Below are 24,488 nucleotides of genomic sequence, written 5' to 3'. Positions count from 1 at the left end.
CCGGGACATGCCAAAAAAAGAAACGCTAGGAGATCTGCGTTGAATAAACAAGGCACCTTATTTTATGTAATGGGCGCGTCGGGAGCAGGCAAAGACAGCCTGCTTCAGGCGATTCGTACGCTTTACCCCAAACAGTTACTGGTGGCGCATCGTTATATCACTCGTTCTGCACAGGCGGGTGGGGAGAACCATGTCGAACTCTCAACTGAGGAGTTTGCCCAGCGCAAGCAGCAAGGTTTGTTTGCTATGAGTTGGAAGGCCAATGGTTTTAATTATGCCTTAGGTAAAGAAATTGAGCTTTGGTTATCCCAAGGGTTTGATGTGGTGGTCAATGGCTCAAGAGCCTATTTAGAGCAAGCTATGATGGATTTTGGCTATCGTGTCGTGCCTGTCATCGTTGACGTCAGCGCTGAAGTCCTGGAAGCCCGGTTGTATGCCAGAGGGCGTGAGGCGCCGGATCAAATTGTAGATAGGTTGGCGAGGGCAGAATACTACCGCGGCCAATGCCCTGATAGTGGTTTTGTCGTGGATAATAGCGGCTCGCTGCAGCAGACCATTGAACAATTTATTAAGAATTACAGCCAGTACCAAAGCGCCATGCCTCGCCTCAGCCAGCATACGCTGCCAATCAACAAGGAGAGGCTGCAATGAAGCTCACGGTAATTGGCACTGGTAATGCCCGGCTATTGCCCGTATACGGCTGCCATTGCATTGCTTGTGAACGTGCAAGAGCGAATCAGGCATATTCCCGAGGGAAAACATCGGCGTATATCAGCTACCAAGGCAGAAACTTGTTGATAGATGCCAATGCTGATGACTTGATGGCACGCTTTCCCGCTGGGAATATCGACAGTATTTTATTGACCCATTACCACATGGATCATGTGCAATCCCTGTTTGATCTGCGCTGGGGAATGAATTTATCTATTCCGGTATTTGGTCCAGATGACCCAGTCGGTTGTGATGACCTGTTGAAACATCCCGGCATCTTGGATTTCAAAGCGGCAAGGCAGCCTTTTGAGCATTTCTATTGGCGAGATATCCGTATCACCCCTATGCCTTTGATTCACTCGAAGCCTTGCTTAGGGTATGTCTTCGAATGCCAGGGCAAGCGAATCGCATACCTAACTGACACCGTTGATTTACCAGCAGAGGTTAAACAATGGTTTGTAGACAACCCATTAGAGCTAATGCTTATAGACTGCAGTTTTGCGCCTGTTGATAGAAGTGCAGGGGAGCAGCCGAGCAATCATAACGATGTGATACTGGCAAAATCACTCAAAGAAGAATGCCGTCCAAATAAGATGGGTTTGATCCATATTGGTCATGACCTTGAAAGCTGGGCCATGGCGAACCCTCAAGCTTTTGATGGTGACTTCTTTCTTGTGTCCGATGGACAGGAATTTAACTTTTGAGTCTACAACTTTCGAGCGAGTAGCTATTGAGAAAACAGTTCTTGAGAGAACTGCTTTTAAACGAACTGCTTTTGAATGAACAAGTTGGCTCATAACAATGAGTAAGCAATAATGAATCAACCGCTATCTCCCACTTTATCTTCTGAGCCAAGTATTGCTGAAACAAGCAAGCTGCATAATGTCAAACTTGGCCGTTGGGTGGAAATTGCCGACCGATGCATTTTGAACAATGTGTCAGTCGGTGATTACAGCTATATCCAGAATGACAGCAACCTGATGTTTACCGACGTCGGCAAATTTACGTCTATTGCGGCTAGTGTCAGGGTTAATCCGAGTAACCATCCTTGGTGGCGGCCGACCTTGCATCATTTCACTTACCGCCCTGGTAAGTATCAGTTGGGCGATGACCCTGCGACTCTCGATGATGAAGTGTTTGCGTGGCGTGAAGAAGACAAAGTGGTTATCGGCCATGATGTGTGGATTGGCCATGGTGCTATCATTTTGCCTGGTGTCACGATAAGCAATGGTTCCATTGTCGGGGCGGGCAGTGTGGTGACCAAAGATGTCCCGTCATGGTCAATTGTGGTCGGCAATCCAGCCCGCGTCCTGAGACCGCGATTTGAAGATCCTGAGATGGGACCAAAACTTGAGGCATTGGCTTGGTGGGATTGGGAAGATGAAAAAATTCGCAATAATCTCCACCTGTTCCAGCAAGATGCTAGGGCCTTCCTCAAGGGTTTGGAGTTGCTAGCGTAGTCACTTTCGTGGCTAAAGAATGTTGCCGTGGCACGGCTCTCTAGCAGTCTGAATCAATAAATTCTACTTGATATGAGTCGGTACCTTTTGCATCGGTATAAATGACCCTGCATTGGTAGTTTAACGCTCCATTTTTTGGGAAGGAGATGTGGGCTGTCAAACCGCCATTGTCATTACTCTTGTTGGTCACATAGAGCTTCGCGTCGATATCGAATGACCTGCGGACGTTATCGATATGACCAGAAGGGTAGCCGTTGCAGATATAGATATCTTCGAGGAAAAAAGAAACCTTCTTATTTTCTAGTGCTTTGCTGAGTTCCTCACTGCTATCTGGATAGCATTTTGACAGTGCGCCACCGATTTCGGCTTTTGTATGAACGAGTTCAGACATGGTGTGAATGTTTGCCGCGATAGATTGAAGTGTCGCACGGCGAGAGTCTTGTTGAATGTTGAGCATCTTGAGCGCTGCTGTGAGGGCCAGGAGCCCGACTAAAACAATAACGGTAACGAGTCTAATCATAATAATTCGTTGAGCTGTTCAGAGAAAAGATAATTATTTTGAATGCTGTTTTTTTAAGGGTGTTGATTGTAGTGGTAATTTTTTGCTTGTGCAACTAATGAATGCGTGGGTGGCAAGATATCATATGGATCTATGGATCTATGGATCTATGGATCTATGGATCTATGGATTATGGGGAGGCTTGAGAGGCAGATACAAAAATGCCAAAAGCTTTGGCTTTTGGCATCTAAGAGAGAAGGCGTTGTACTTCTTTAATTAGAAGTGAAGCTGGATAACGGATTCCGCTACACAGCCAGGGCGACGAACTCCTTCAATTTGTACAGTAAGTTCTTGGACTATCTCCAAGCCTCGCTTAACAGGTTTCACTGACTGAATTTTCGTCGTAGCACGAATACGGTTTTCAGACTTCACCGGGTAAGGGAAGCGAATTTTGTTGAAGCCCATGTTTACTGTCATTTTGGCCGTTGGGAACTTTTGGTTCTCAGGGTCAACACTGTCAGTTAGAACCGACAGTAGAGACAGTGTCAGAAAGCCGTGTGCAATAGTCGTTTTAAAGGGGGATTCTTCAGCAGCACGCTCTGGGTTAGTGTGAATCCACTGGTGATCTTCAGTCACATCAGCAAATTGGTTGATACGACCCTGATCAACAGTCATCCATTCACCAGTATGGATCACTTCACCAAGGGTAGCGGTAAGCTCTTTGTACAAGGCTTCTGCTTCAGGCTTCATTTCAATTGGAGCTGGTGCTTTAACAACAGCTTCGGGTGCGATATTTTCCACAACAGTTTTTTCTATCTTGGTTTTACTCGGCTGTTCGACAACATCATCATTGGATGCAGACTGTTTATGCATAACAAGGGCTCCGAGTTGCGTTCTGTTTGCTCGGTTAACAAAATCAAGCCAGTGCTCACGTAAAGATGGTGAGAGTAAGTCTTTTAGTTCAAAGGCATGTAGTGATAGGCCATCACGTTTTTGCTTAAAATAATCGACAACTTTCATGACTTGATACCTTTTTATTTATAACTGCCTGAAGCCGAATCAAGGCGAAGTATTGTAATGGGAAATAAAAATATTGAAAGAGAAAAATGTGCCCCACATCCCAATTTCCTCACGGGCCATTTTGTAACTATTTGAATATTAAGTGATGTATTGAGCTGTTGGTTTAGTGTAAAAATACTAACTTCACCAGCGCTTGATATTCGTTTGTTAGAAAAATAGCCTTTGCCTTCAATTTAAGCGTACACATGTAAGTTATTTCAGCTTACATGTGTTCCTATATTTCAGCGTACATATGTATATTTATTTTAATGATAAAAGCATAAAAATACACTGTATAAAACTAATGAAGAACAAACTTATCTTAGAAGAATTTCAAAATAAATGCTCTAAAAAAGAGCATTTATTTATCATCTACGAAAATACTTTACGTCTTGAAATTGCTAACTAGTCAACAACGTCCCATTGCTGACAATTATTCTCATTTGAGAGAAAAAAGCCACTTCAGCGATACGTCTACGCTTAAAGCCAAGCGGTATGAAATGAACAGAAACCGAACGCCTTGGCGTGTTTTGGTAAGTATTATTTTGGCTAGGTAGTAAATTGATGAAAAGTTATCGGATTCTGGGGCTGGCCTTGCTATGGCTAGCTTCAATCCCTGTCGTCGGTGCTGAGCATGACGAGATGGCAATTGAACTTGATCAATATGTCAAAAAGGCGGTTAAGAAGGGTATTCCAGGGGCGTCCCTGGCAGTTGTGATTAATGGCGACATTCGGTTGCTTCGAGGCTATGGAGTGACCGAGAAGGGGGGAAAAGATAAGATTGATTCAGCGACAGTGTTTCCGCTAGCGTCAATTTCAAAGACTTTCGCTTCAGCTGCGGTGTCAATTCTAGTTGATCAGAAATCCATAGAGTGGGATACCCATGTGGTCCCATATTTAGATAACATAGAGTTTAGCGATCCACTGTTGGGAAAAGATGTCACTCTGCGTCATTTACTGTCCCATACAACTGGGCTGGTGCCGCAGGCTTATTCAGATTTGTTAGAAGATAATGTCAAGTACACACGCATCCTCCAGATGCTTGATAGGGTAAAGTTCGTCTGTGATCCGGGCAAATGCTACGGCTACCAAAATGTGGTGTATAACTTAGCAGCGGATATGTTGGCTTTAGCGGTTGGTATGGACTATCCAACCTTTGTCCAGGAGAATATCTTTATCCCATTGGAGATGGATCATGCTTCCTTTGGAATGGAGGGGTTCAAAGAAACAGAAAACCGCGTCACACCGCATGTGAAAGTGAAGGCAGGCTTTGCACCGGTTAAACCTGCTCCATATTACTACCGAGTACCGGCTGCTGCGGGAGTGAATGCGAGTGCGCAGGATTTATCGAAATGGATGTTGGCACAATTTGGTCATAATCCGTCGGTATTGCAGCCACCGCTGTTGGAGATAATGCATAAGCCGCATATTAGAGCTAATCAATACCGTTACCGAGCTAAACTCAGCAATGTGTATTATGGGCTAGGGTGGCGTACCTTTGACTATAAGGGGATCTCTGGGTTTGTTCATCATGGCGGCTGGGTAAAAGGGATCCGCACTGAGATGCTGTTTAACCGCCATACTCAGACAGGCATGGTGTTTCTAACCAATTGCGAGACAGATGTAGCAAGAGAGATTGTACTTCACTTCCTCAAGCTGTATCGTCAGCGTTTCGAGGTAAAAGAAACTGATACTTAACTCTAAAAGAGGATTGAAAATGGGCAAGAAACGAAAGATCTCGGCTCCGACAATGGAAGTTGTAGATCAAAATCAAAAGAATAGTGTTGAAACTGATTTTGGTAGAGGAACCATCAAGGACAATGCGTTAAAGGCGGTAGTTACTAGCCAACTGTTCAAAACCCGCGTTGTGAAGGCGAAAAAGGGTAAAGGGAGTTTCCAACGTAAGAATAAACATGCAGGACGAGAGTCCTATTCAATGGCAGCTTGATTCAAGCTTCAATTGTATAGCACTCTCTTCTTCATTTAATGTAATTGGAATTTGACAATTAGCTCGCAGTCGCTGGTGGAATGCATTTGTTCAACATGCTTTGCTGCCACCGGGTTAGGGTGGCGCTTCAAATATTCAATTAATGCAGATTTGCAGCAGCCTAGCGAAGAAACGAAACTCTTACAGCTAGTATTTGGGCACTGTGGCATTAGCGCCATCACTTCTTCTGAAGCTAGCTGCAAGTACTTAAGTTCGTATTCATCATCACCGTGGATTCGCCAAAAGTTTGCCAGGTTGTGGCAAGACATGACCTTGATTGTCAGCAGTTCATCTAGCTCATCCTGTGTTCCAGAGTTTGGAGAGAGTTGCTGAGCCTCTGCAAGGGCCAAGTGATAATGAAGCACCGCCATCATAGGTTTTGCTTGTTTATCTGCTTTATCGGCCAATAATGTGTGCTGTTCCCACCGTGATACATCCATAAGTCCCTCCGTGTTTTACGTATATCGAGTGTGTAACAACAATCGATGCTAATGGTAATCATTATCAACTGTGTCGACAATATAAAATCTATCTCTTTTCGGTGATTTTCCCTATTTCAACCTTTTCAATTCGAGTTTGTGGGGTTCGTCGCATCATGTATAGCAAGCCGTCAGTAGTGTCGTGCTTTGCTTTAATCCATTCATAAAATGACACCGAAATTCTCACATTTAACCATTTTTGGGGTTGTTTAATTTGTGTTCAGCTTGCATTATGTTCAACCCTGTAACGGGGTGGTGTGACCATTAAATTCCTTTTGATTTATAGTGTTATGGGTGGTCATGTTAAAAAAGTGACAGTTTGATGCTGGCTAGGTCATTGAGTTATCAGCTGTTTGAATGCAAACACACTATTGGGTTAGGACTTTTTTGTCGTAGGCACAATAGGCTTGAATCAAGAAAACAGAATAGATAGATGAAAAAGCATATTACAATCAAGATACATAACATGCGTCGTACAAAAAAAATACTCGGCGTAACAAGCGGGGTAGTGGCTAGCGGACTCCTTTTTGCTGGAAGCGTACAATCAGCTGGCAAATGGGTAGAAGTTGAAAATGTTCACAATGGACGGGCACCCTTATGTCATCATATTGAAACAGGCACACTGAGATTCTGTTCAGATCTCGAATCGGAACATGAAGAGCCTTAATTGAATCTAAGTAACTATATGATTAATAGCATTTGATCAGATATTTACGCAGATTGATATGTTGATTGGAGGGAGTACGTTTTGTGCTCCTTTTCGTTTTTAGCCTATGAGTCATTCCCTCTTCATCTTCTAATCTAAGTCCCAAGACCCTGCCGTACTGCAACGAAGCTAGACTATACAAGAGTAAACAAAGCTTCGTAGAGACTATGAAAAAACTGATATTTGGCTTGATTGGCCTTTTGGTTGTTATCACTATTGTTCTTCAGTTTGACAATCAAGACGCTATTGTCGAGAGGCAAGTGAAAGCACTCGCTCCTGAACAGCCTAATTACCTGCTTGAAATAAAAGGGCATATCAGCCAAAGCCCGCGTCCAGAAGAAACCTTTTCTTTTCCAATACGTGTTGGTGAGATCGGCCCTGTTAAATCTCTCTACTCTGGCCCGAACCAATATCCTTTTTTTTGTATGACGGTGGACTCAGGTCTCGGGCAGCCCGTTGTGGATAACCAAGAGGGCTACGGTGTTCCTATCTACGAAGAGTTTAATGGTAAGAAACTTCTTGGCTATTCAAAAGATTGTGCGATAAAAACCCAACTTTCTTACGTAGTCATTGATAAAGAAAATGTTATTTCCCCAAGGAGCGAGTTAGAGTTACAACAAAATCCGCCGAGTGACGAAGAGCTCCTTGTCCGAATCGAAAAAGGAACGATTAATCGATATATCTATACCATCGCCATGCCTATTGAGCTCGATGAGGTCGGGTCGCAGGACAGTGCTAAAGCATGGAATAAGCGCTTGATTTATCGTTTCGAGGGGGGCTCTGGCTTAGGGTTTCGCCAAGGGAAAATGAAGCTACACCGCTTGATCAAAAAAGAGCTGCCACAGATTAAAAAAGGTTACGCTGTTGTCGCTTCAAGTGGTAACAAAACAAGCTATGGCTATAACATGTTACTTGCTGAAGATACCGCACGTCGAGTAAAGACCCAGTTTGTTAGCCTGTTTGGTGAGCCTTTGTATACCATAGGTATTGGTGGTTCGGGTGGAGGACTTGCCCAATATCTCATTGCTCAAAACAGTGAAGGTATTTTGGATGGTTTGCTGCCATTGTACTCCTATCCGGATATGGTCAGCGTCTCGATATACGCCTTAGATTGTGACTTGCTCAACACCTATTTCAGCTTTAGAGCCAGTGATAGAGAAAGGTGGCAGGACTGGCAGTCCCGTCAGCATATTGAAGGGCTAAGAGCTCTTAATGAGGCGGAGCAAAGGTTTGGCTGGCTGCAACCATTAAACCAGCTCGTTCGATTGAAAATGCCTGAATTTCCGCAGGGTAATAGCGAATGCATTAATGGCTATTTTGGACTTAGCAGCTACCTCAACAATCCAAGGCAAGGCTTCCTTAAGCCTTATTACCATGAATCAGTCGTCGAAAAGGTCAATTGGAATTATTGGCAGGACCTGGTTCATGTTTATGGCAAAGACGAACATGGATTTGCGCAGTCGACTTGGGATAACGTGGGGGTACAGTATGGTCTGCTGGCACTGCGCGAACAAACGATTTCACTGGATGAGTTTATAGAAATAAATCAGAAAATAGGTGCTTGGAAACCCTTTAGTGACATGGAATCAGAGAAAAAACTCAGCTTGAGCGTGAGTATCCCGCCTCTTTGGCTCTCTCTTTGGGGGGAGCACAATGTGACAGAAGACAAAACAACGCCGGCTAAAAGGCGCTCAGCCCCTCAATCTGCCATCGAAAGAGCTTACTCATATGGTCAAGTGTTTATCGGCAATGTTAGCCTGCCCATCATTGATATCCGTCATCACCTCGAAGATGACCTGAATATGCATCATACCTCTGCATCATTCTCGACCCGCTTACGGATTTTGGAAGCAAAGAGCCATGCTGAAAACCATGTTATCTGGATATCCCATAAGCAATTCAATCCGGTGGAACAAGCTTACTCCCTGATGGATGAGTGGCTTATGGGAATGAAAGGCATGCCAGATGGGATGAGTTACGAGCAAAAGGTCAAAGCTGCAAAACCGCAATTGGCCGTTGATACGTGTTTTAATGCTGAAGGTACCATACACGCATCTGGAAAGGGTGTGTTTGATGGGAAGTGGAATGGACAAGCCAATGGCCTATGCACTCAAGCTTACCCAATATATAGTAATAGCCGTATTCAAGCAGGGGCACCGTGGCAGGGGAGTATATTTAAGTGTCACAGGATTTCGGTAGAGAAAGCGATTGAAAAGGGTGTTTACGGAACAATAGATGTATCCAGTAAGCTCGAAAGCCTTAAAGCAACCTTTCCTGATGGAGTCTGTGATTACAGCCTCGGGGATAAGGGGCGACCTAATAATATGCCGCTAATGAATGATTGAACAATAGATGGTTAATTAAGTGAATGTAAACTAAACAAGAGTAAAGGAGTGAGGGGATCGGGAGCCTCGCCCCCGATCCAGAGAAATCTCAATGTTATAACGCGGCAAGGATCGCCTCGGCCGAACTGACCTCAAACTGGCCGCCTTCTTCGACATTCAGTTGTTTGACAACACCATTTTCAACAATCATGGCGTACCGTTGCGAACGTATACCACCAAATCCTTCAGTGTCCATTTCTAGCCCCAGTGATTTGGTAAAGCTCGCATCACCATCTGCCAGCATCATTAGCTCAGAAGCGTTTTGTGCATCGCCCCAAGCCTGCATGACAAAAGCATCATTCACAGCGACACACGCAATTACGTCGACCCCTTTTGCTTTGATTTTATCTGCCAAGACCACGAAACCGGGCAAATGTGCTTCTGAACAAGTTGGCGTGAAAGCACCGGGTACGGCAAATAGCACCACTGTTTTGTTGGCAAATAGCTCTTGGGTGGGTAGGCTTTGCATCCCATCATCGGTTAACTGGCTAAGCGTACCATTTGGTATAGATTGACCTTGTTGAATCATGCGAAGTGTCCTTATTGGCTAATGTCCTAGAAGTGTAGATGCCAACAGTCGTTCGAACCAATGCTGGATCTGTGGCTGCACGCCGAGCATGTGAAGTTGTGAGCGCTTTCCCAAAATGTCATTACATCGACATGCCATTAAGTATTAGGTACAAAAATATTTGAAATCAATAGTTCGGTGAGTGTGTAATGCTGAGTTATAAAGGCGAAAGTGCTAGCTTTGCACAGGGCCACTAGACAGTATTCCGTTAACCTGGGCTGGCGCTATTCAAAAAAAAGGTTTTTGGCGTCCTTGCTCTGGTTCGGTTTTGTCGCCTAAAGATACTCAAGCATATGACTATCTTTCTGTACTTTTAACCAGTAGAAGGTATTTTCATCTCGTGCTTACGATGCAATGGTTCTGGTATAAAGAGACCATCTCATCACCTTAATGTTATGTTTTTATATTCATTAAATTCAGGCTAGGAGCCCAGTTTGGCAAAAAAATATTACGTAGTTTGGAAAGGTCGCGAAACCGGCATATTCACCACTTGGCCGAAGTGTCAGTCACTGGTTGATGGCTTTGCAGGAGCAAGGTTTAAGTCGTTTCCGACGTTAGAAGAAGCTGAAGTTGCGTTTGGTAAAAAGGCCCCATCAAAGGCTCGAACCCCTAAAGCTAAGACCGTCAAACAGTCCAGCAAGTTGAAATCAGCGCCACTAACTCAAGAGCAAATAGAGGCTATGTCATTTGATGTAAAAATATACACTGATGGTGCATGTGATCCGAACCCTGGAGAGGCAGGGACTGGGCTTGCCATCTATGAGAACAACGAACTCAGTGAGCTTTGGTATGGTATGTATCAATCATTGGGTACCAATAATACAGCGGAGCTCAATGGGCTTAATCAGGCTCTACTGTTTGCCAAGGATAAGCTAGCCACTGGAAAAACTGTTGGCATTTTCTGTGACTCAAAATACTCGATCGATTGTATTACTAAGTGGGCGAGTGGTTGGGAGAAAAAAGGTTGGACTAGGCCCGGCGGTGAAATTAAAAACTTGGATATTATTAAGCCAGCATACTCCGTTTACCAAGAGTTATCGTCTCAAGTTACAATCCATCATGTAAATGGACATGTCGGTATTGAAGGTAATGAGTTAGCTGATAGGATGTCTATCATTGCAATCGAGTCTCAGGATGAAAACCTTTCTATGTACAAAGAAACGGATAATATCCCTGAACTGTTAGCGTTACGTGCGGGTTGAGACGGCGCAATCCTACTTTATTTCATTAGGAGAACTCAATGGATTTAGATATCTATCAGGTTGACTCATTTACTCAAAGAAAGGGGAGATGTAAAGCTCGGTGGTAGCGTTCTTTGAATATTTGTTAGGGATAGAAGATATATGGCAATTTTAGATATTCTTAAAGCACCTGATCCAAGGCTCAAAGTGAAGGCAGAGAAAGTACAGGATATCAAGACAGTTCAAACATTAATCGACAATATGCTGGAAACCCTTTATGCGACTGATAATGGCATCGGTTTGGCATCAACTCAGGTCGGTCGCAAAGAAGCTGTTGTCGTTATCGATCTTTCAGAGAGCAGGGATCAACCACTCATCCTGGTTAACCCTGAAGTTGTCAGCGGGACTGATAAAGCGATGGGGCAGGAAGGTTGCTTGTCAGTGCCTGACTATTACGCAGATGTAGAGCGCTTCACTTCTGTAGTTGTGTCTGCTTTAGATCGAGAGGGTAATTCAATCACCATCGAGAGTGATGAATTTCTAGCTATCGTCATGCAACATGAAATTGATCATCTGCTGGGGAACTTGTTCATTGACTATCTTTCACCATTGAAACGCCAGATGGCGATGAAAAAGGTCAAGAAGTACGTGAAAGCCCATGCGTAAAGAGTACCGTATCTGGGTAGCTTTTGCTGACTTGAGATTAATAAGGATAATTAAATGGAATTAACCTGTCACTGCGGTAATGTCAGTATAAAACTAGAGTCAGCTCCCGAAGAAGTGGGTGAGTGCAACTGCTCGATATGCCGTAGGTATGCTGCGTCATGGGCTTACTTTAAACCTGAGCAAGTTGAGGTGACTTGTAAGGAGAATACCGATTTCTATTGCTGGGGCGATAAAGAAGTCGAGTTTCACCGCTGCAATACATGTGGTTGTTTGACTCATTATGTAACCACAGAGTTATGTGATGCGAATGTCTTGGCGGTTAATATGAAAATGGCTGAGACAGAGGTTCTGGCCAGTATCCGTGTCCGTAAGATTGATGGTGCGTCGTACTAATTTTTTGGATAACTCGCGCACAGAGATTATCAGGCTGACATTTGGCAATGATCGCGATCACCAGGAGTGTTAACTACAAGGAGCAGTGTCGAGTGAATCCGGAGCAAATAGGCAAAGCCTACGATCTGGCTGTAAGATAAGACATCTTGAATTTGACCAATACCCAGAGTTGCATACTTACCTGATTGTAGAAAAACAGTAGTCTGCTTTGAGGTAATTGCATTGAGGTAAATAACTGCTTCAACTAGGATTACAGTGCTTGAGTACCAAGCATGCATTGTCTACAATGACGCACTTTTTACTATAACCAGGTCATAATTATGAGCGATTCTAAACCAGCATTGCCAGATCATCTTGCATGTAACCCTCGTAGCCCACACCACGTGGCAGAGTGCTTCGAACATGCGATCGGCATCCGCCTTAACGGCAAAGAGCGTACTGATGTTGAAGAATACTGCATCAGCGAAGGCTGGGTGAAAATTCCTTCACCAAAAGCGTTGGATCGCCGCGGCCAACCAATCCTTATCACCCTTAAGGGCACAGTAGAAGCGTACTACGTTTAAGTCGCTTTTACTTTTCATATAGAGCCTAGCATGGCTCTATATGTTCTTGTCTGTTTGTGCCTCTTTTTTCCTCTTTTTTCCTCTTTAAAGTCCTCACAAAAAAGCTACTCACCATCACAAAGTGAGCAAACAATCTAAACTTCGATACACCGAAATTGTATGTGTGTTGAGACAGTTTGGAGTCTTTCTCTTACCTTGAACATAATTTCTCGGACTTATAATTTTTTGGTGTCTGTGACATTAAAATTGAACCGGCATCCTAAAGAGAAAGTGACTATTTTTCTAGATAATAAGATTTATGGAAACAATGAAGTTTGATTGTTGATTTCATCATAGGCAGTAATTCGCCTCATAAAATAACACCGCCAAGAAGGCGGTGTTGTATATGTGATGGAAGAAGACGTTTTTTACTTATTGAACCACTTCACCGCTTTCGATCACTGTCTGACGGACTTTATCGGCAAAATCCAGCGCTTCTTTGCGGATTTTTTCTTCATCAACGGTTGTCATTTCACGGTCTTTCATCAGGATCTTACCATCTACGATGGTGTGCTTGACGTTAGGTGCATAAGCCGAGTAAACCAATGCTGAATATGGGTTGTAAACCGGCACCATATTAGGCGCTTTGGTATCGATGACAATGATGTCAGCCAGCTTACCAACTTCCAGTGAGCCGATGGTATCTTCCATATGCAGGGCACGCGCTGCACCAATAGTTGCCATTTCAATGACTTTTACTGGAGGCATTGCTGCACGGTCTTGGTTGACTAGCTTGTGTACTTTGGCAACTTGGTTGAATTCATCGATGGTAGAGATGGTGTTACCAGACATTGGGCCATCTGTACCTAGGCCGACACGCAAACCTTCTTGCTGCATTTTCATAGCAGGAGATACGCCTTTGGCCGACTTGATGTTGGCACTCATGTTGTGGGCAATACCTACATCATGCTTTTTCAGCAATTCAATATCGCTGTCGCTGACATGAATGACGTGTGCACCTACTAGTTTAGGGGTAAGGGCACCGATGTCTGCCATGTACTCAACAGGAGACATGCCATCGCTACGTTCTGCAATCACTTCTTCTTCACGGTCTGACTCTGCTAGGTGAGTCAGAACAGGCACATCATACTTAAGCGAAAGTTCGGTGATCTTTTTCAGTGTTTCTGTGGTGTTGGTATATGGTGCATGAGGGGCAAAAGCTGGTGTAATACGCGGGTGGTCTTTGTATTCCTCAATGAAGTTCACTGCGTATTTGATACCTTCATCTGCATTGGCTGCATCAGCGACAGGGAACATGATGACTGTTTCGCCTAGAACAGCACGCATACCGATCTCATCAACAGTCTTTGCGACTTCGTCTTCGAAGTAGTACATGTCTGCGTAGGTAGTCACACCGCCTTTTAGCATTTCGACGTTACCCAGCGCTGCACCGATACGAACCATGTCGCGTGACACCAGTTTGTCTTCCAGCGGGAAGATGTAACGGTGTAGGCGGTCTGGCACGTCATCAGCCAGAGAGCGGAACACCGTCATCGATACGTGGGTATGGGTATTAATCAAACCCGGCATCACGATATCACCGTCGGCATCGATAACTTTTTTAGCTTCAAACTCTTTAAGATCGCTGCCGTCAGTCACTGCGACAATTTTATTTTCTTTGACTGCAACAAGGCCGTTTTCATAAACGTTCTTGTCTTCATCCATTGTCAGGACGGTAGCGTTTTTGATTAGCAGATCAACATTCTCAGCAGCAAAACTGGAAACACTAGCAAGGGAAGCGGCAGCAAGGGAAACCGCTACAAGCGTTTTTTTGAACATGATTATCACCAGACATCAATGAAATTGCGCAGATAATACCGAATAGCAATTTATTAGAAATCAGTATTGCACAGTCTAATCACATTCTGTGAGCATGGTCACTTTCTTTGGTGGGCTATAGATGAAAGTCGCGCAAAAAAGCAGCGAAAATACGGGGCGAAACGTTTGCGTCGCCCCTTTTTACTGTGTTTGTTATTGTTTCATATGTTGCTTTCGTAGCTCGTAAATCATCCATAAAGTCAACACACTGCTACACATAGGCAGAGCGATCCAAACGCCATCGACACCAAATACTTTTGCGAGACCAAAAATAAATAGGCTGATGAGGATCAGCTTACCGCCAGATAGCATCGAAGCTTCGCGAGCACGGTTGATTGACTGGAAGTAGGTTGCGCCAACTAACAGCATCCCTTCCATTGGTAAGCCCCAGAAATAATGTTGAATGCCGTTGATGGCAACCGGGTGAAGGGCGGGGTTATCACCGGCAAACGCGTAGACGAGCCAGTCTGGCTGGCTATAAATAAATGCCACACCTAATAACGCAAACCCTAATGTTGCAGCAAAAGCGAGATTTCTGACGGCGATGACTCTATCGTTCTGACCTGCACCTGTGTTGTAACTGGTGATCGGCTGGATACCAAGCGCGATACCTTCAAAGATAAGATAGAAGAAGGCTTCGGTGTAGCTAACAATGCCATATGCCGCCACATGAATTGGCTTGCCAACCCACAAAAAGGCTTTGTTATGGAGTGTCAGTACCACAGAGAGGTAAAGATACATCAGTAGGCTGGAAAAGCCGAGCTGGCATATTTGGCCAATATCATGCCACCTCAGTTTAAGTGTTTGCCAGGTAATGCGAAGCTGGCTTTTATCTGAGAAGAAATGCTGAAGACAGAGTAGGGCTGTTGCAAGTTGAGATAGCATGGTTGCAATGGCTGCACCGGTGAGCTCCCACGGGATCACTACAATAAACAGCCAGTCTAAGACTACGTTAAGCACGCCACCCAAAATCATTATTAAGGTGACGCGATTAGGCTGACCGTCGTTTCTCAACAGGGCAGAAAAAGCCATTGAGATAATAGGAAAGGCACCAAGGGTGAAATACCAAAACAGATAATCAGAAGCCATCTGTAAGATTTCACCTTCTGCGCCCAGCCACCTTAATAAGGGCCCACCATAAATGACACCCAAGGTACAAGTAATTAGCGAAGTAATCACGCAAAGTGATAGGGCATTGCCAACAATGTTTTTAGCCTGTTGTTCGTTGCCTTCACCTAGCCTAATTGATACCAACGCAGAGGCACCCATACCAATCATTGCACCAAGCGCGTAGAGAACAGAGCCTATCGGGTAACCAAGCATGATGCCGGCAAGGCCATTTTCACCGATAAAGTGGCCAACGAACATACCGTCGATAGCGACATAAATCCCTGTCACCAGCATAGCGGCAATGGTGGGCATGGTATAGCGCAAGAAAAGACGACCGATCGAATCTTCCTTGAGCGAAAGGTGTGAAGCTGAAGACATAGCTAACTACTTATGTAATGGGATAAAGGCACTCAATAAGAGGTACTTGTGTACAGTTTTACTGTTTGATTCACGCTTTAGTGGGTGATGTAGATGATACTCGCCATCTGAAACTTGGTGTTGGTTGAGCAACTGATTGGCAATATGTTCCGCTGAATCCACCAACTTGATGCCGTCTTTGGCATAGTCATCGGTATTGTCAGGTAATTGGCCGAGCCACCAAGCAGGGATTTCTTTACTGGCTTTGCTGCGATCAAACCAATGATCGGCTACCACTACGATATAAGTGGGTTTTGATAAGGAAAGGGTGCTCTTAACCTTGGCAATACCCGAAATTAGGCCATTACGGCATGCTTTGTTGGCACTGAGGAGGCGGTGAGCGATAACAGCAATAGTGAATTCAGTTGTATCGATGACAAAAACCGGCAGTGAGATTTGTTCGTCGTTTTTATGCTGCGAGAAATGAGCATTGTGGTTTGCCTGTTGCAATGTTGCCATGATTCTGCGGCAAAGGGCTTTTCCTAAGTGGTTTTCACGCATGCCCCGGTTGTGAACCGTAGGGTAATGTTGTGCGCACAATTTTGAGCAGTCTTGTTGAAACTGCTCAATGCTGGTCGAAAGGTATTCAGAAATAAGTTGCTCAGAAAACAAGTTTGCCCCACTAGCTCACAGCAAAGACTGGAGTGGGAACCCTTTTCTCCAGCCTTAAAGTCCGTTATGGACGTAGATATCTATATCGTATCAGAAAATTGACTATGAGCACTTAATATCAGTGATTTTGTTGGGGTGAAACAGTGACTTATTTAACACGTATAGTGTTTAGTTTAACCGGAAGCCCCTTGAGAAAGGTTTTGTAGCGTAATGCCAGCAACCCAAGTGCGACCAGAATATAGATAATAGGCTCTATAAGCCCTGATTTAACCGACCAAATATAATGAATAGGAGCGAGTAGGGTGGCAAGGTACACCCAGTTATGTAGTTTCTGCCAGTGTTTGCCCATCCGTCGCTGGATTCCCTGAGTCGACGTTATTGCCAAGGCCAATAGGATCAACCAACTTACCGCGCCGACGCTGAGATAGGGCCTGCTAATAATTTCATCGATCAGGAGTGACCAATTGAAATTTAAATCCAGTGCCGCGTAACCTGCTAGGTGCAGTACAGCCCAGAAAAAACAATACAAGCCGAGTAGGCGGCGAACGCGTACCAGCATCCCTGCTTTAAGCAATTTTGCCAGTGGTGAAATGCACAGCGTTAGCAATAAGGTGTTTAAGGCTGCTTTACCTGTGTAGTGACTGATCCCTTGTACGGGATCGGCACCTAAGCTGCCGGTAAGCGTTAGGTATACTAACTGGCCAACAAAAATAAAGGACACACTGTGGATCAGTACTTTTAGCCAAAACACTTGGCGTGGCGTCATCTTTAATCGCCATTGAGTCGTCATTTGTAATGGCATGTCATTCTCCTGGCCGAAAGTTAATGCTGTATAAGCTGATATTTGATTTAAAACGTTTGCTCAGTAGTTACGTTTTAGATCTAAACCTTTGTATAGTGACGCCACTTGTGACTCATAGCCGTTGAACATCTTGGTTGGTTGGCGGCGGCTACTAAAGATACTGCCTTCGCCAATAAAACGTTCACTGGCTTGGCTCCAACGCGGATGGTCAACCTTTGGGTTTACATTGGCATAGAACCCGTATTCGTTAGGTGCCAGTATGTTCCAGGTCGTTGGTGGCTGTTTGTCCGTCAATGTGATTTTGACTACCGATTTAATGCTCTTGAAGCCGTACTTCCATGGCACGACCAGCCGAATTGGCGCGCCGTTCTGAGGGGCTAATGTTTTGCCGTATAGACCAACAGACATCAGAGTTAAAGGGTGCATGGCCTCATCCAGCCTTAGCCCTTCTACATAAGGGTAATCAATACCCCCCCCTAAGCGGCGTGACGCTTGCCCCGGCATTTGTTTGGGATCATAGAGGGTTTCAAATGCAACATACTTGGCATTGCTGAGTGGACCTGCCTTTCGGAGTAAAGCAGCTAAAGGAAAGCCGAGCCAAGGGATATTCATTGACCAAGCCTCGACACAGCGAAGACGGTAAATCCGCTCCTCAATAGGGAAAGACTTGAACAGATCTTCATAGCCCAATGTGATCGGCTTACTGACAAGCCCGCCGATTTCTATGTTCCATGGGTTGGTTTTAAAGTTTTGAGCTCTTTCAGCTGGGTCGGATTTGTCCGTTCCGAACTCATAAAAGTTATTGTATTGCAGCACCTTGTCTTCAGGGGTCAATGACAAGGCCTTGTTTGAGTATGGTGATGATGCGGAAGCTAATGCGCGCCTTTTATCGACCGGCGCTTCTTTTTTTCCAAATCCATCAAATAGGCCAGCCTGCGCTGTTTGTGCGAGCGGTATACTTGCAGCGGTAATGCCCAATGCCTTCAAGATGGTGCGTCTTTGCTTGTAAATAGCCTCTGGAGTGGCCTCATTCTCACTCAGTGTTAGCTGAGAAGTTTTTTTGATAAACATTGAATATTCCTTTACCTAAGATGATGTTAAACAAGTAGACCTAGCTAGAAAGTAAAAAATTTCAAAGATTTCATTGATCCAATAATTAAAGTGAGTATGGTCGGCATCCGTCAGGCTGAGTACACCAACTCAGTATGTAGTTACACATAGAAAAGATGGAGTCAGTATGGGGGCATCAAACGACTTTAATGCCAATCTTGAGTTACAGCATATCTACCTTGAAGTTTATAGCGAACGTTACCACTCGTTAAAGCAGTATCTCGAGGCATACTATTGCTATCGACATAACTTAGTTACTCGGCAAGGAAAACCGGATTGGCAGCAGATTTTTAGCTTTGCTAAAGCATCAAAACAGGCTAAGCAATGTAAGGCTCGTAAAGATACAATCAAAGAGTTGGTGCTCCCTTTGTCAGTGCTAACGGGCATGTTAAAAGTATTGGTTAGAGATGACGAATTAACCGTAGAAGCCATTGGTACATTACTTGATGAAAATTTGGATTACGTGATCCTGTCACGTAATGAGTGGCATTCTCTTTGCGAACTTGGTCTTGATAACCGAATGCCTCCTGCTTTTTATCAGCCAGATAATCCTGACTACCAAGATCACATGAGTCGATTTAATTTGGCAGAGATCCAATTTTGAGCAATTTGTTACTTCTCTTCAGTTAATATTTAGTGTTCTTATTCTAAACTGTCTGAATCAAAAGGAGTTTTAGACAGCATGATCATAGAAGGCACACTAGGAACAAAGTCAGCGTTAGTCGTTGAAGGTGGGGCAATGAGAGGGATTTTTGCAGCAGGTGTGCTGGATCATTTCCTCGATATTGATTACCGGACTTTTGATTTCTGTATTGGCGTTTCTGCGGGCTCAACGAATTTGGCTGCATGGTTGGCAAAGCAGTATGGTCGCTCACATCGTGTGATTACCGACTACTCATGCCGCAAGCAATTTATCGACTTCCCCCGTTTTATACGCGGTGGACACTGGCTTGATATAGATTGGCTTTGGGATGTGACGATTGATGAAATCCCTATCGATGGCTGGGAACTAGAACAGCAACCGATCCCGCTGTTTGTTGTGACAACCAATGTAAACAATGGTGAGCCGCATTATATCCAAGCTACAGAGCAAAACCTGAATCAGCTGCTCAAGGCTTCTTGTGCAGTACCGTTAGCTTATCGGCATTATCCAGAGTTGGATGGCTATGAAATGACGGATGGCGGTGTGGCCGATTCCATCCCGGTTATCAAAGCGTACGAGATGGGAGCCAGGGACATTACAGTGGTGCTTTCTCGCCCGAAAGGTTATCGAAAGAAAGCGCCGAGGAGTGCTTGGCTGGTGAAAAAGTTACTGCATGATAAACCTAATTTGGCGCAGGCTATGATGGATCGAGCCGATAGTTATAATCGGGCAATAGATTTTATCTTTAACCCGCCAGAAGATTGTAAAGTTAAGGTGATAACCCCCCCAGAAAATTTTGAGGTAGGGCGGGTAACTACTGATAGCCGGAGATTGCAGCAAGGCTATGAGCAGGGCATCGAAGCGGCAAAACACCTAACAGTTTAAGACCACGCTACACTTCAATGGTTAGAGGTGACAGTTTGTAAGGTCGTAAACATGTTGAAAACACTGCAACTTGGCTTTTCGGGAAGTTGTTATTGGTGTATGGAAGCGGTGTTCCAGTCACTAGATGGAGTGATATCGGCTGAGCAGGGTTGGATGAGTGCGTCAAATGCAACTGAACGTTATGAAGCAGTGTTGGTGGAATATGATCCATTGAAAATAACGGTAGATGTATTAGTTGCTGTTCACCTCCATACTCATCATTGCACCTCCGATCATGATCTTCGAAGCCGATATCCTTCAATTATTTATGCTTTCTCCGAGACTCAAAAAGCAAGGGCAGCCGCTGCGGTGGAGGTTTACCAAGATGATTTTCACGATCTTTTGCTGACAAAGATCGAAGATGCGGGTGAGTTTGAACCTTGTGATGATGAAAAGCAGAATTACTTTTTCAATCATCCTAACCGGCCGTTTTGCGAGGGGCAGATCATGCCCAAGTTACAGATATTACTAACACGTTTTGGTGAGCACATTAGCGCAGATAAACGGGGTGTCATTGAACTGGCTAGGGAAGAGGACTCTACAGTGAAAAAAGGCGGATCCGAAAATCCGCCAAAATGAGCTAGTGAGTTATGGTTCTAGTTGTATTAAGCCGCGCCGATGATACCGCCATCAGTGCGGGTGATACGAATTACTGACGAACGCGGGATTGTGTTACCGCCGTCAGGGAAATGGGAAGGCGCTAAATCTTCACCTGGGTGCTGTACACCAATAAACATGGTTTTCTGATCTGGGCTAAATGTTAATCCCGTAATTTCACAAGCGATAGGGCCTGTCAGGAAACGACGTACTTCGCCACTGTCTGGATCGCCACACAGCATTTGGTTGTTCCCCATACCGGCAAAGTCACCGGTATTAGAATACTTGCCATCTGTTTGGATCCAAAGGCGTCCGGCATTATCAAAACCAATACCGTCTGGACTGTTGAACATGTTATCGGCATTAATGTTGTCACTGCCCCCCATCAAACCTTCGTGTACGGTAGGGTTACCGGCAATCAGATATAAATCCCAATCAAAGTTGTTCGAGGTATGATCTTGGCCTGATGGCATCCAGCGTACGATGTGGCCATACGGGTTCTTCTCGCGTGGATTGACGGCATCAACAGGTTGATTAGCCTTAACACCACGGTATTTGTTGTTGGTCAGGGTGCAGAAAACGCTCTGATTCTTAGGGTTGACCGCGACCCATTCTGGACGGTCCATGGTCGTTGCACCCACTTGAGTCGCCGCTTTGCGGGCAAAGATTAGCACTTCAGCCTGGCTATTAAAGCCGTTTTCTTTGGTTAGTCCGTTTTTGCCGAACGTTAATTCAATCCATTCGCCTTTACCTTGCAGTTCACCGTCTTTGGCATTGAACTTGGCCACATATAAGGTGCCTTCATCAAGGATGTCGCGGTTGGCAGTTGAATTGCCCGGGTTGTATTTGTTTTTGGAAACGAAGCGATAGAGGTGTTCACCACGTTCGTCATCGCCCAAGTAAACCACAACATGACCGTCATTGTTGATAGTCAAAGCGGCGTTCTCATGCTTGAAGCGACCCAGCGCAGTACGCTTTTTTGGCGTCGAATTTGGATTCATCGGATCGATTTCGACAACCCAGCCGTGACGGTGTGGTTCATTTGGGTTTTTAGCCAGATCAAAACGATCATCATGCTTAAACCAATCGTAACCTGAGCCCTTTGTATTCAGGCCGTAGCGCGTGTAATTACTGTCAAGGGCTGGACTTTCCTTTGAACCAAACAATCCATTGAAGTTTTCCTCACAGGTGAGATAGGTGCCCCAAGGCGTCTCACCGTTTGCACAGTTATTGAAAGTACCCAGAACTTGGGTGCCTTTAGGGTCGGCTGCTGTTTTCAGTAGAGCATCGCCAGCAGCAGGACCAGTTAATTCCATCTCAGTGTTAGCGGTAATACGGCGGTTTAATCGACCCTCCAGGTTGACTTCCCACAGGCCATTGACCTTTTTCAGTTCGACCACAGAGATACCATGAGCGTTCTGTGACTTGAGAACGTCATCAGCCGACATCTCTTTCCCCTGATGGGCAAAAAGGTATTCATGGTTAGTGTATTCATTGTTGATTGACAAGACGCCGCGATCATCAGTGATCTGGAAGAACGTCATACCGTCATTGTTATCACCAAACTGAAGCGCTTGAGCTTTACTGTCAGCCTTTTGGCTAAATGCCGGTGCACCTTTAAACAGTGGATCACCCCAAGAGATAAGGACATCAGCTTGGTATCCTTTTGGCACAATGACTTTATCTTCAGTAGAAGTAGGAATAGCTTCAAAGCCAATCAAATTCTTGTTGTCTTTCGATGCCGCAATTGCGCTCGATAGTGGAGATGCACCGAAAAATGCGACAGTACCTGCTGCTGAAGAGGCTTTGAGGAACTGACGGCGGTTAAGTCCTTTTTCGATGATTTGATTGAACTCAGGCTCTGCGTTATGAGAGGAATCAGGTTTGGCGCTCATTATGGGCTTCCTTTTTATTATCGCAATATTAGGCTGTTATGCATTTTGTTGTCAGTATCCTATAGGGTGATTGTGACAGAAATGTATCAATTTGGTGAACGTCAGTTTACGACTGAGAAGCATTTTTACGATAGTGACGCAAACGTTTGCTTTATATTGTTTCAAAATGTTTCAGGGGTCGCTTTTTTCATTTTGCAAGATTGAAATCAAAACTCAGACCATTAAAATCCGCGCCCAAGAATTATTAAATTGTATATTTTTGGTGAGACGGACCAAAAGTTTCTACTTCAAGACCTATTCTTGAAACTACAATTTTTCTGTAGCTCAGTAGCTATACATCTTGGTTCAGATGTCTCATGCTAAGTATCTATTTAATAATATCTTTCCTATGATTTTTTGCCCTTAGGGATTTGTTGTGAATTTGGAAAAGATATTTAAGCTTTCTGAGCGAAAGACCACTGTTTCGACAGAAATGTATGCAGGTTTCATTACCTTTTTGGCGATGAGCTACATCCTTGCCGTTAACCCTGCAATTTTGGGGGATATCCCTGGGATGGATAGGGGAGCGCTATTCACAGCAACAGCGATTGCTTCAGGCTTAGCTACCTTGGTGATGGGGATTTGGGGTAATTACCCAGTTATGCTGGCACCGGGTATGAGTATGAACGGCTTCTTTAAGGGCGTTCTACTGAGCGGCACTATTGCCTTAGTATGGCATGAAGCGCTATTGGGTATCTTCATTTCAGGTATCATTTACCTTCTGTTGAGTATGACTTCAATCCGTAAGAGCTTGATTGAGTCTATTCCAGAAGATCTAAAACTGGCTATTTCAGTATCGCTTGGTTTGTTCATTGCTTTCCTTGGCCTGAAAAACGCCGGTATTATCGTATCAAACCCGATCATTCTTGTTAGCCTAGGCGATGTCCGAGATCCCCAGGTAGCAATTGCTTATATCTCTATCTTTATCGCATTGGCTTGTATGATCCGCAATATCAAGCTAGCCACTTTCTTTGCCTTTATTTCTGCGATTGTGCTGACGGTCGCTGCCGATTTCGTGTTCGGTACCAACAACGCGCCGATTCCAGATTCAATTGTCTCTCTCCCACCAAGCATTGCACCGACTTTTGGGCAGATATTTGATTTCTCCGGTTTCACGCCTGAGAAAATGTTCGACTTACTGTTTGTTGTACTGATTTTCTTGATTGTCGACTTCTTCGACGGTTTGAGCACCATTGTTGGTGTAGGCCGTGATGCGGGTATCATTGATAAGGACGGTAAAGTGCCAAATGCCAAGTCTGCGCTGGTCGCGGATGCGGGTGGTACAGTTGTAGGTGCGGTTCTAGGTACGACGTCTGTAACAGCATTCTCTGAGTCAGGTATTGCATCATCACAAGGTGCCAAGACGGGTCTGAGTGCTGTTGTGGCTGCGGGTTTGTTCTTTGCCTCGCTATTCTTCTACCCAATCTTTTCTATTTTCTCTGCGGCGATGGTTGCTCCGGCGATGGTTGTTGTAGGTATCTACATGATTGGTCGCATTGCCAAGATCCGTTGGGAAGTGGTTGAAGTACGTATCGCTGCCTTCTTTACCATCATGTTCACCGTGCTCTCTTTCTCTCCGGCGAACGGCATGGCAATGGGTTTTGTTAGCTACGCGTTCTCAATGGTAGTGGCTGGTAAAGCAAAGGACGTTCACCCAGTGATTTACTCGCTAGCAGCCATGTTTTTGGGTTATTTGCTGTTTATCTAATACAACCCAGTAAGCTAAACAGTCAATTGAAGCGGCCTCAGGGCTAACACCGATCAGTTAAGCCATTGATCAGTTGAATGATCCTACGGTTGAGTGAAAATACCCTCAGACATTAAGT

24 protein-coding genes and 1 riboswitch are annotated in these 24,488 nt (G+C 44.6%); of the genes, 14 read left to right on the top strand and 10 right to left on the bottom strand.

Going from position 1 to position 24,488, the window contains the following annotated elements; all coding sequences use genetic code 11:
• The first annotated feature begins 39 nt into the window (after positions 1 to 39).
• From phnN to R2X38_RS13650, 3 genes are all read left to right on the top strand, one after another.
• On the top strand, positions 40 to 651 hold the full coding sequence (gene phnN / locus R2X38_RS13660) for a ribose 1,5-bisphosphokinase (RefSeq protein WP_317522828.1): 612 nt from the start codon (positions 40 to 42) through the stop codon (positions 649 to 651).
• The gene (gene phnP / locus R2X38_RS13655; RefSeq protein WP_317522827.1) at positions 648 to 1,415 is read left to right on the top strand and encodes a phosphonate metabolism protein PhnP; all 768 of its coding nucleotides are present in this window, start codon (positions 648 to 650) and stop codon (positions 1,413 to 1,415) included. Before phnN ends, phnP begins: the two co-directional genes overlap by 4 nt.
• A 111-nt stretch (positions 1,416 to 1,526) precedes the next feature.
• Positions 1,527 to 2,171, top strand: coding sequence for a DapH/DapD/GlmU-related protein (locus tag R2X38_RS13650; protein WP_317522826.1), 645 nt, complete (start codon positions 1,527 to 1,529; stop codon positions 2,169 to 2,171).
• 40 nt (positions 2,172 to 2,211) lie between these two features.
• Here R2X38_RS13650 and R2X38_RS13645 read toward each other — a convergent pair whose 3' ends face one another.
• Complete coding sequence (locus R2X38_RS13645; protein WP_317522825.1) at positions 2,212 to 2,691, bottom strand: hypothetical protein; 480 nt, start codon at positions 2,689 to 2,691, stop codon at positions 2,212 to 2,214.
• Between the two features lie 255 nt (positions 2,692 to 2,946).
• Positions 2,947 to 3,690: a MaoC family dehydratase gene (locus R2X38_RS13640; RefSeq protein ID WP_317522824.1), complete on the bottom strand. Its 744-nt coding sequence runs from the start codon at positions 3,688 to 3,690 to the stop codon at positions 2,947 to 2,949.
• Positions 3,691 to 4,293: 603 nt separating this feature from the next.
• Between R2X38_RS13640 and R2X38_RS13635 the strand changes: the two genes are divergently transcribed.
• Positions 4,294 to 5,427, top strand: a complete 1,134-nt coding sequence (locus R2X38_RS13635) for a serine hydrolase domain-containing protein (protein ID WP_317522823.1) — start codon at positions 4,294 to 4,296, stop codon at positions 5,425 to 5,427.
• 52 nt (positions 5,428 to 5,479) lie between these two features.
• Positions 5,480 to 5,677 carry a ribosome alternative rescue factor ArfA gene (locus R2X38_RS13630; RefSeq protein ID WP_317523255.1) on the top strand — a complete coding sequence of 66 codons (198 nt, stop codon included), beginning with the start codon at positions 5,480 to 5,482 and terminating at the stop codon, positions 5,675 to 5,677.
• A gap of 35 nt (positions 5,678 to 5,712) precedes the next feature.
• Here R2X38_RS13630 and R2X38_RS13625 read toward each other — a convergent pair whose 3' ends face one another.
• Positions 5,713 to 6,156, bottom strand: a complete 444-nt coding sequence (locus R2X38_RS13625; RefSeq protein WP_317522822.1) for a DUF2753 family protein — start codon at positions 6,154 to 6,156, stop codon at positions 5,713 to 5,715.
• Positions 6,157 to 7,068: 912 nt separating this feature from the next.
• On the opposite strand from R2X38_RS13625, the gene R2X38_RS13620 reads away from it, so the two are divergent.
• On the top strand, positions 7,069 to 9,246 hold the full coding sequence (locus R2X38_RS13620; protein ID WP_317522820.1) for a DUF6351 family protein: 2,178 nt from the start codon (positions 7,069 to 7,071) through the stop codon (positions 9,244 to 9,246).
• A gap of 94 nt (positions 9,247 to 9,340) precedes the next feature.
• Here the strand turns inward: R2X38_RS13620 and R2X38_RS13615 are convergent, their stop codons facing one another.
• Complete coding sequence (locus R2X38_RS13615) at positions 9,341 to 9,814, bottom strand: peroxiredoxin (protein ID WP_317522819.1); 474 nt, start codon at positions 9,812 to 9,814, stop codon at positions 9,341 to 9,343.
• A 473-nt stretch (positions 9,815 to 10,287) separates the two neighbouring features.
• Here R2X38_RS13615 and R2X38_RS13610 point away from each other — a divergent pair, with 473 nt between their 5' ends.
• From R2X38_RS13610 to R2X38_RS13595, 4 genes are all read left to right on the top strand, one after another.
• Positions 10,288 to 11,055, top strand: coding sequence for a ribonuclease H family protein (locus R2X38_RS13610; protein ID WP_317522818.1), 768 nt, complete (start codon positions 10,288 to 10,290; stop codon positions 11,053 to 11,055).
• A gap of 141 nt (positions 11,056 to 11,196) precedes the next feature.
• A complete protein-coding gene (gene def / locus R2X38_RS13605; RefSeq protein WP_317522817.1) occupies positions 11,197 to 11,700 on the top strand; it encodes a peptide deformylase in 504 nt (167 codons plus the stop codon).
• Positions 11,701 to 11,754: 54 nt separating this feature from the next.
• Positions 11,755 to 12,093 carry an aldehyde-activating protein gene (locus R2X38_RS13600; RefSeq protein WP_317522816.1) on the top strand — a complete coding sequence of 113 codons (339 nt, stop codon included), beginning with the start codon at positions 11,755 to 11,757 and terminating at the stop codon, positions 12,091 to 12,093.
• 320 nt (positions 12,094 to 12,413) lie between these two features.
• Entirely contained in the window at positions 12,414 to 12,656 is a 243-nt protein-coding gene (locus tag R2X38_RS13595) for a DUF3297 family protein (protein WP_107296735.1), read from the top strand.
• Positions 12,657 to 13,067: 411 nt separating this feature from the next.
• Here R2X38_RS13595 and R2X38_RS13590 read toward each other — a convergent pair whose 3' ends face one another.
• The 5 genes from R2X38_RS13590 to msrP all read right to left on the bottom strand — a co-directional run bounded on the left by R2X38_RS13590 (position 13,068) and on the right by msrP (position 18,525).
• The gene (locus R2X38_RS13590; protein ID WP_317523254.1) at positions 13,068 to 14,477 is read right to left on the bottom strand and encodes an amidohydrolase; all 1,410 of its coding nucleotides are present in this window, start codon (positions 14,475 to 14,477) and stop codon (positions 13,068 to 13,070) included.
• Between the two features lie 189 nt (positions 14,478 to 14,666).
• On the bottom strand, positions 14,667 to 16,001 hold the full coding sequence (locus R2X38_RS13585; protein WP_317522815.1) for an MATE family efflux transporter: 1,335 nt from the start codon (positions 15,999 to 16,001) through the stop codon (positions 14,667 to 14,669).
• 6 nt (positions 16,002 to 16,007) lie between these two features.
• Complete coding sequence (locus R2X38_RS13580) at positions 16,008 to 16,499, bottom strand: hypothetical protein (protein ID WP_317522814.1); 492 nt, start codon at positions 16,497 to 16,499, stop codon at positions 16,008 to 16,010.
• Positions 16,500 to 16,800: 301 nt separating this feature from the next.
• Positions 16,801 to 17,454, bottom strand: a complete 654-nt coding sequence (gene msrQ, locus R2X38_RS13575) for a protein-methionine-sulfoxide reductase heme-binding subunit MsrQ (RefSeq protein WP_317522813.1) — start codon at positions 17,452 to 17,454, stop codon at positions 16,801 to 16,803.
• A 60-nt stretch (positions 17,455 to 17,514) separates the two neighbouring features.
• Positions 17,515 to 18,525 (bottom strand): protein-methionine-sulfoxide reductase catalytic subunit MsrP, encoded by a 1,011-nt coding sequence (gene msrP / locus R2X38_RS13570; RefSeq protein ID WP_317522812.1) that lies wholly within the window; start codon positions 18,523 to 18,525, stop codon positions 17,515 to 17,517.
• A 166-nt stretch (positions 18,526 to 18,691) separates the two neighbouring features.
• Here msrP and R2X38_RS13565 point away from each other — a divergent pair, with 166 nt between their 5' ends.
• From R2X38_RS13565 to R2X38_RS13555, 3 genes are all read left to right on the top strand, one after another.
• Positions 18,692 to 19,168, top strand: coding sequence for a hypothetical protein (locus R2X38_RS13565; protein WP_317522811.1), 477 nt, complete (start codon positions 18,692 to 18,694; stop codon positions 19,166 to 19,168).
• A gap of 78 nt (positions 19,169 to 19,246) precedes the next feature.
• A complete protein-coding gene (locus R2X38_RS13560; protein ID WP_317522810.1) occupies positions 19,247 to 20,092 on the top strand; it encodes a patatin family protein in 846 nt (281 codons plus the stop codon).
• Positions 20,093 to 20,143: 51 nt separating this feature from the next.
• The gene (locus tag R2X38_RS13555) at positions 20,144 to 20,710 is read left to right on the top strand and encodes a peptide-methionine (S)-S-oxide reductase (protein ID WP_317522809.1); all 567 of its coding nucleotides are present in this window, start codon (positions 20,144 to 20,146) and stop codon (positions 20,708 to 20,710) included.
• Positions 20,711 to 20,736: 26 nt separating this feature from the next.
• Here R2X38_RS13555 and R2X38_RS13550 read toward each other — a convergent pair whose 3' ends face one another.
• Positions 20,737 to 22,623: a PhoX family phosphatase gene (locus R2X38_RS13550; protein WP_317522808.1), complete on the bottom strand. Its 1,887-nt coding sequence runs from the start codon at positions 22,621 to 22,623 to the stop codon at positions 20,737 to 20,739.
• Between the two features lie 229 nt (positions 22,624 to 22,852).
• Positions 22,853 to 22,952, top strand: a riboswitch (purine riboswitch).
• An 86-nt stretch (positions 22,953 to 23,038) separates the two neighbouring features.
• On the opposite strand from R2X38_RS13550, the gene R2X38_RS13545 reads away from it, so the two are divergent.
• Positions 23,039 to 24,370, top strand: coding sequence for an NCS2 family permease (locus tag R2X38_RS13545; RefSeq protein ID WP_317522807.1), 1,332 nt, complete (start codon positions 23,039 to 23,041; stop codon positions 24,368 to 24,370).
• Positions 24,371 to 24,488: the final 118 nt, after the last annotated feature.

Origin of the sequence: Photobacterium rosenbergii (genome assembly GCF_033022775.1) — a bacterium.
GTDB lineage: Bacteria > Pseudomonadota > Gammaproteobacteria > Enterobacterales > Vibrionaceae > Photobacterium > Photobacterium rosenbergii_A.
Note: the sequence above shows the minus strand (reverse complement) of the source record. Positions and strands in the feature narration are given on the sequence as shown.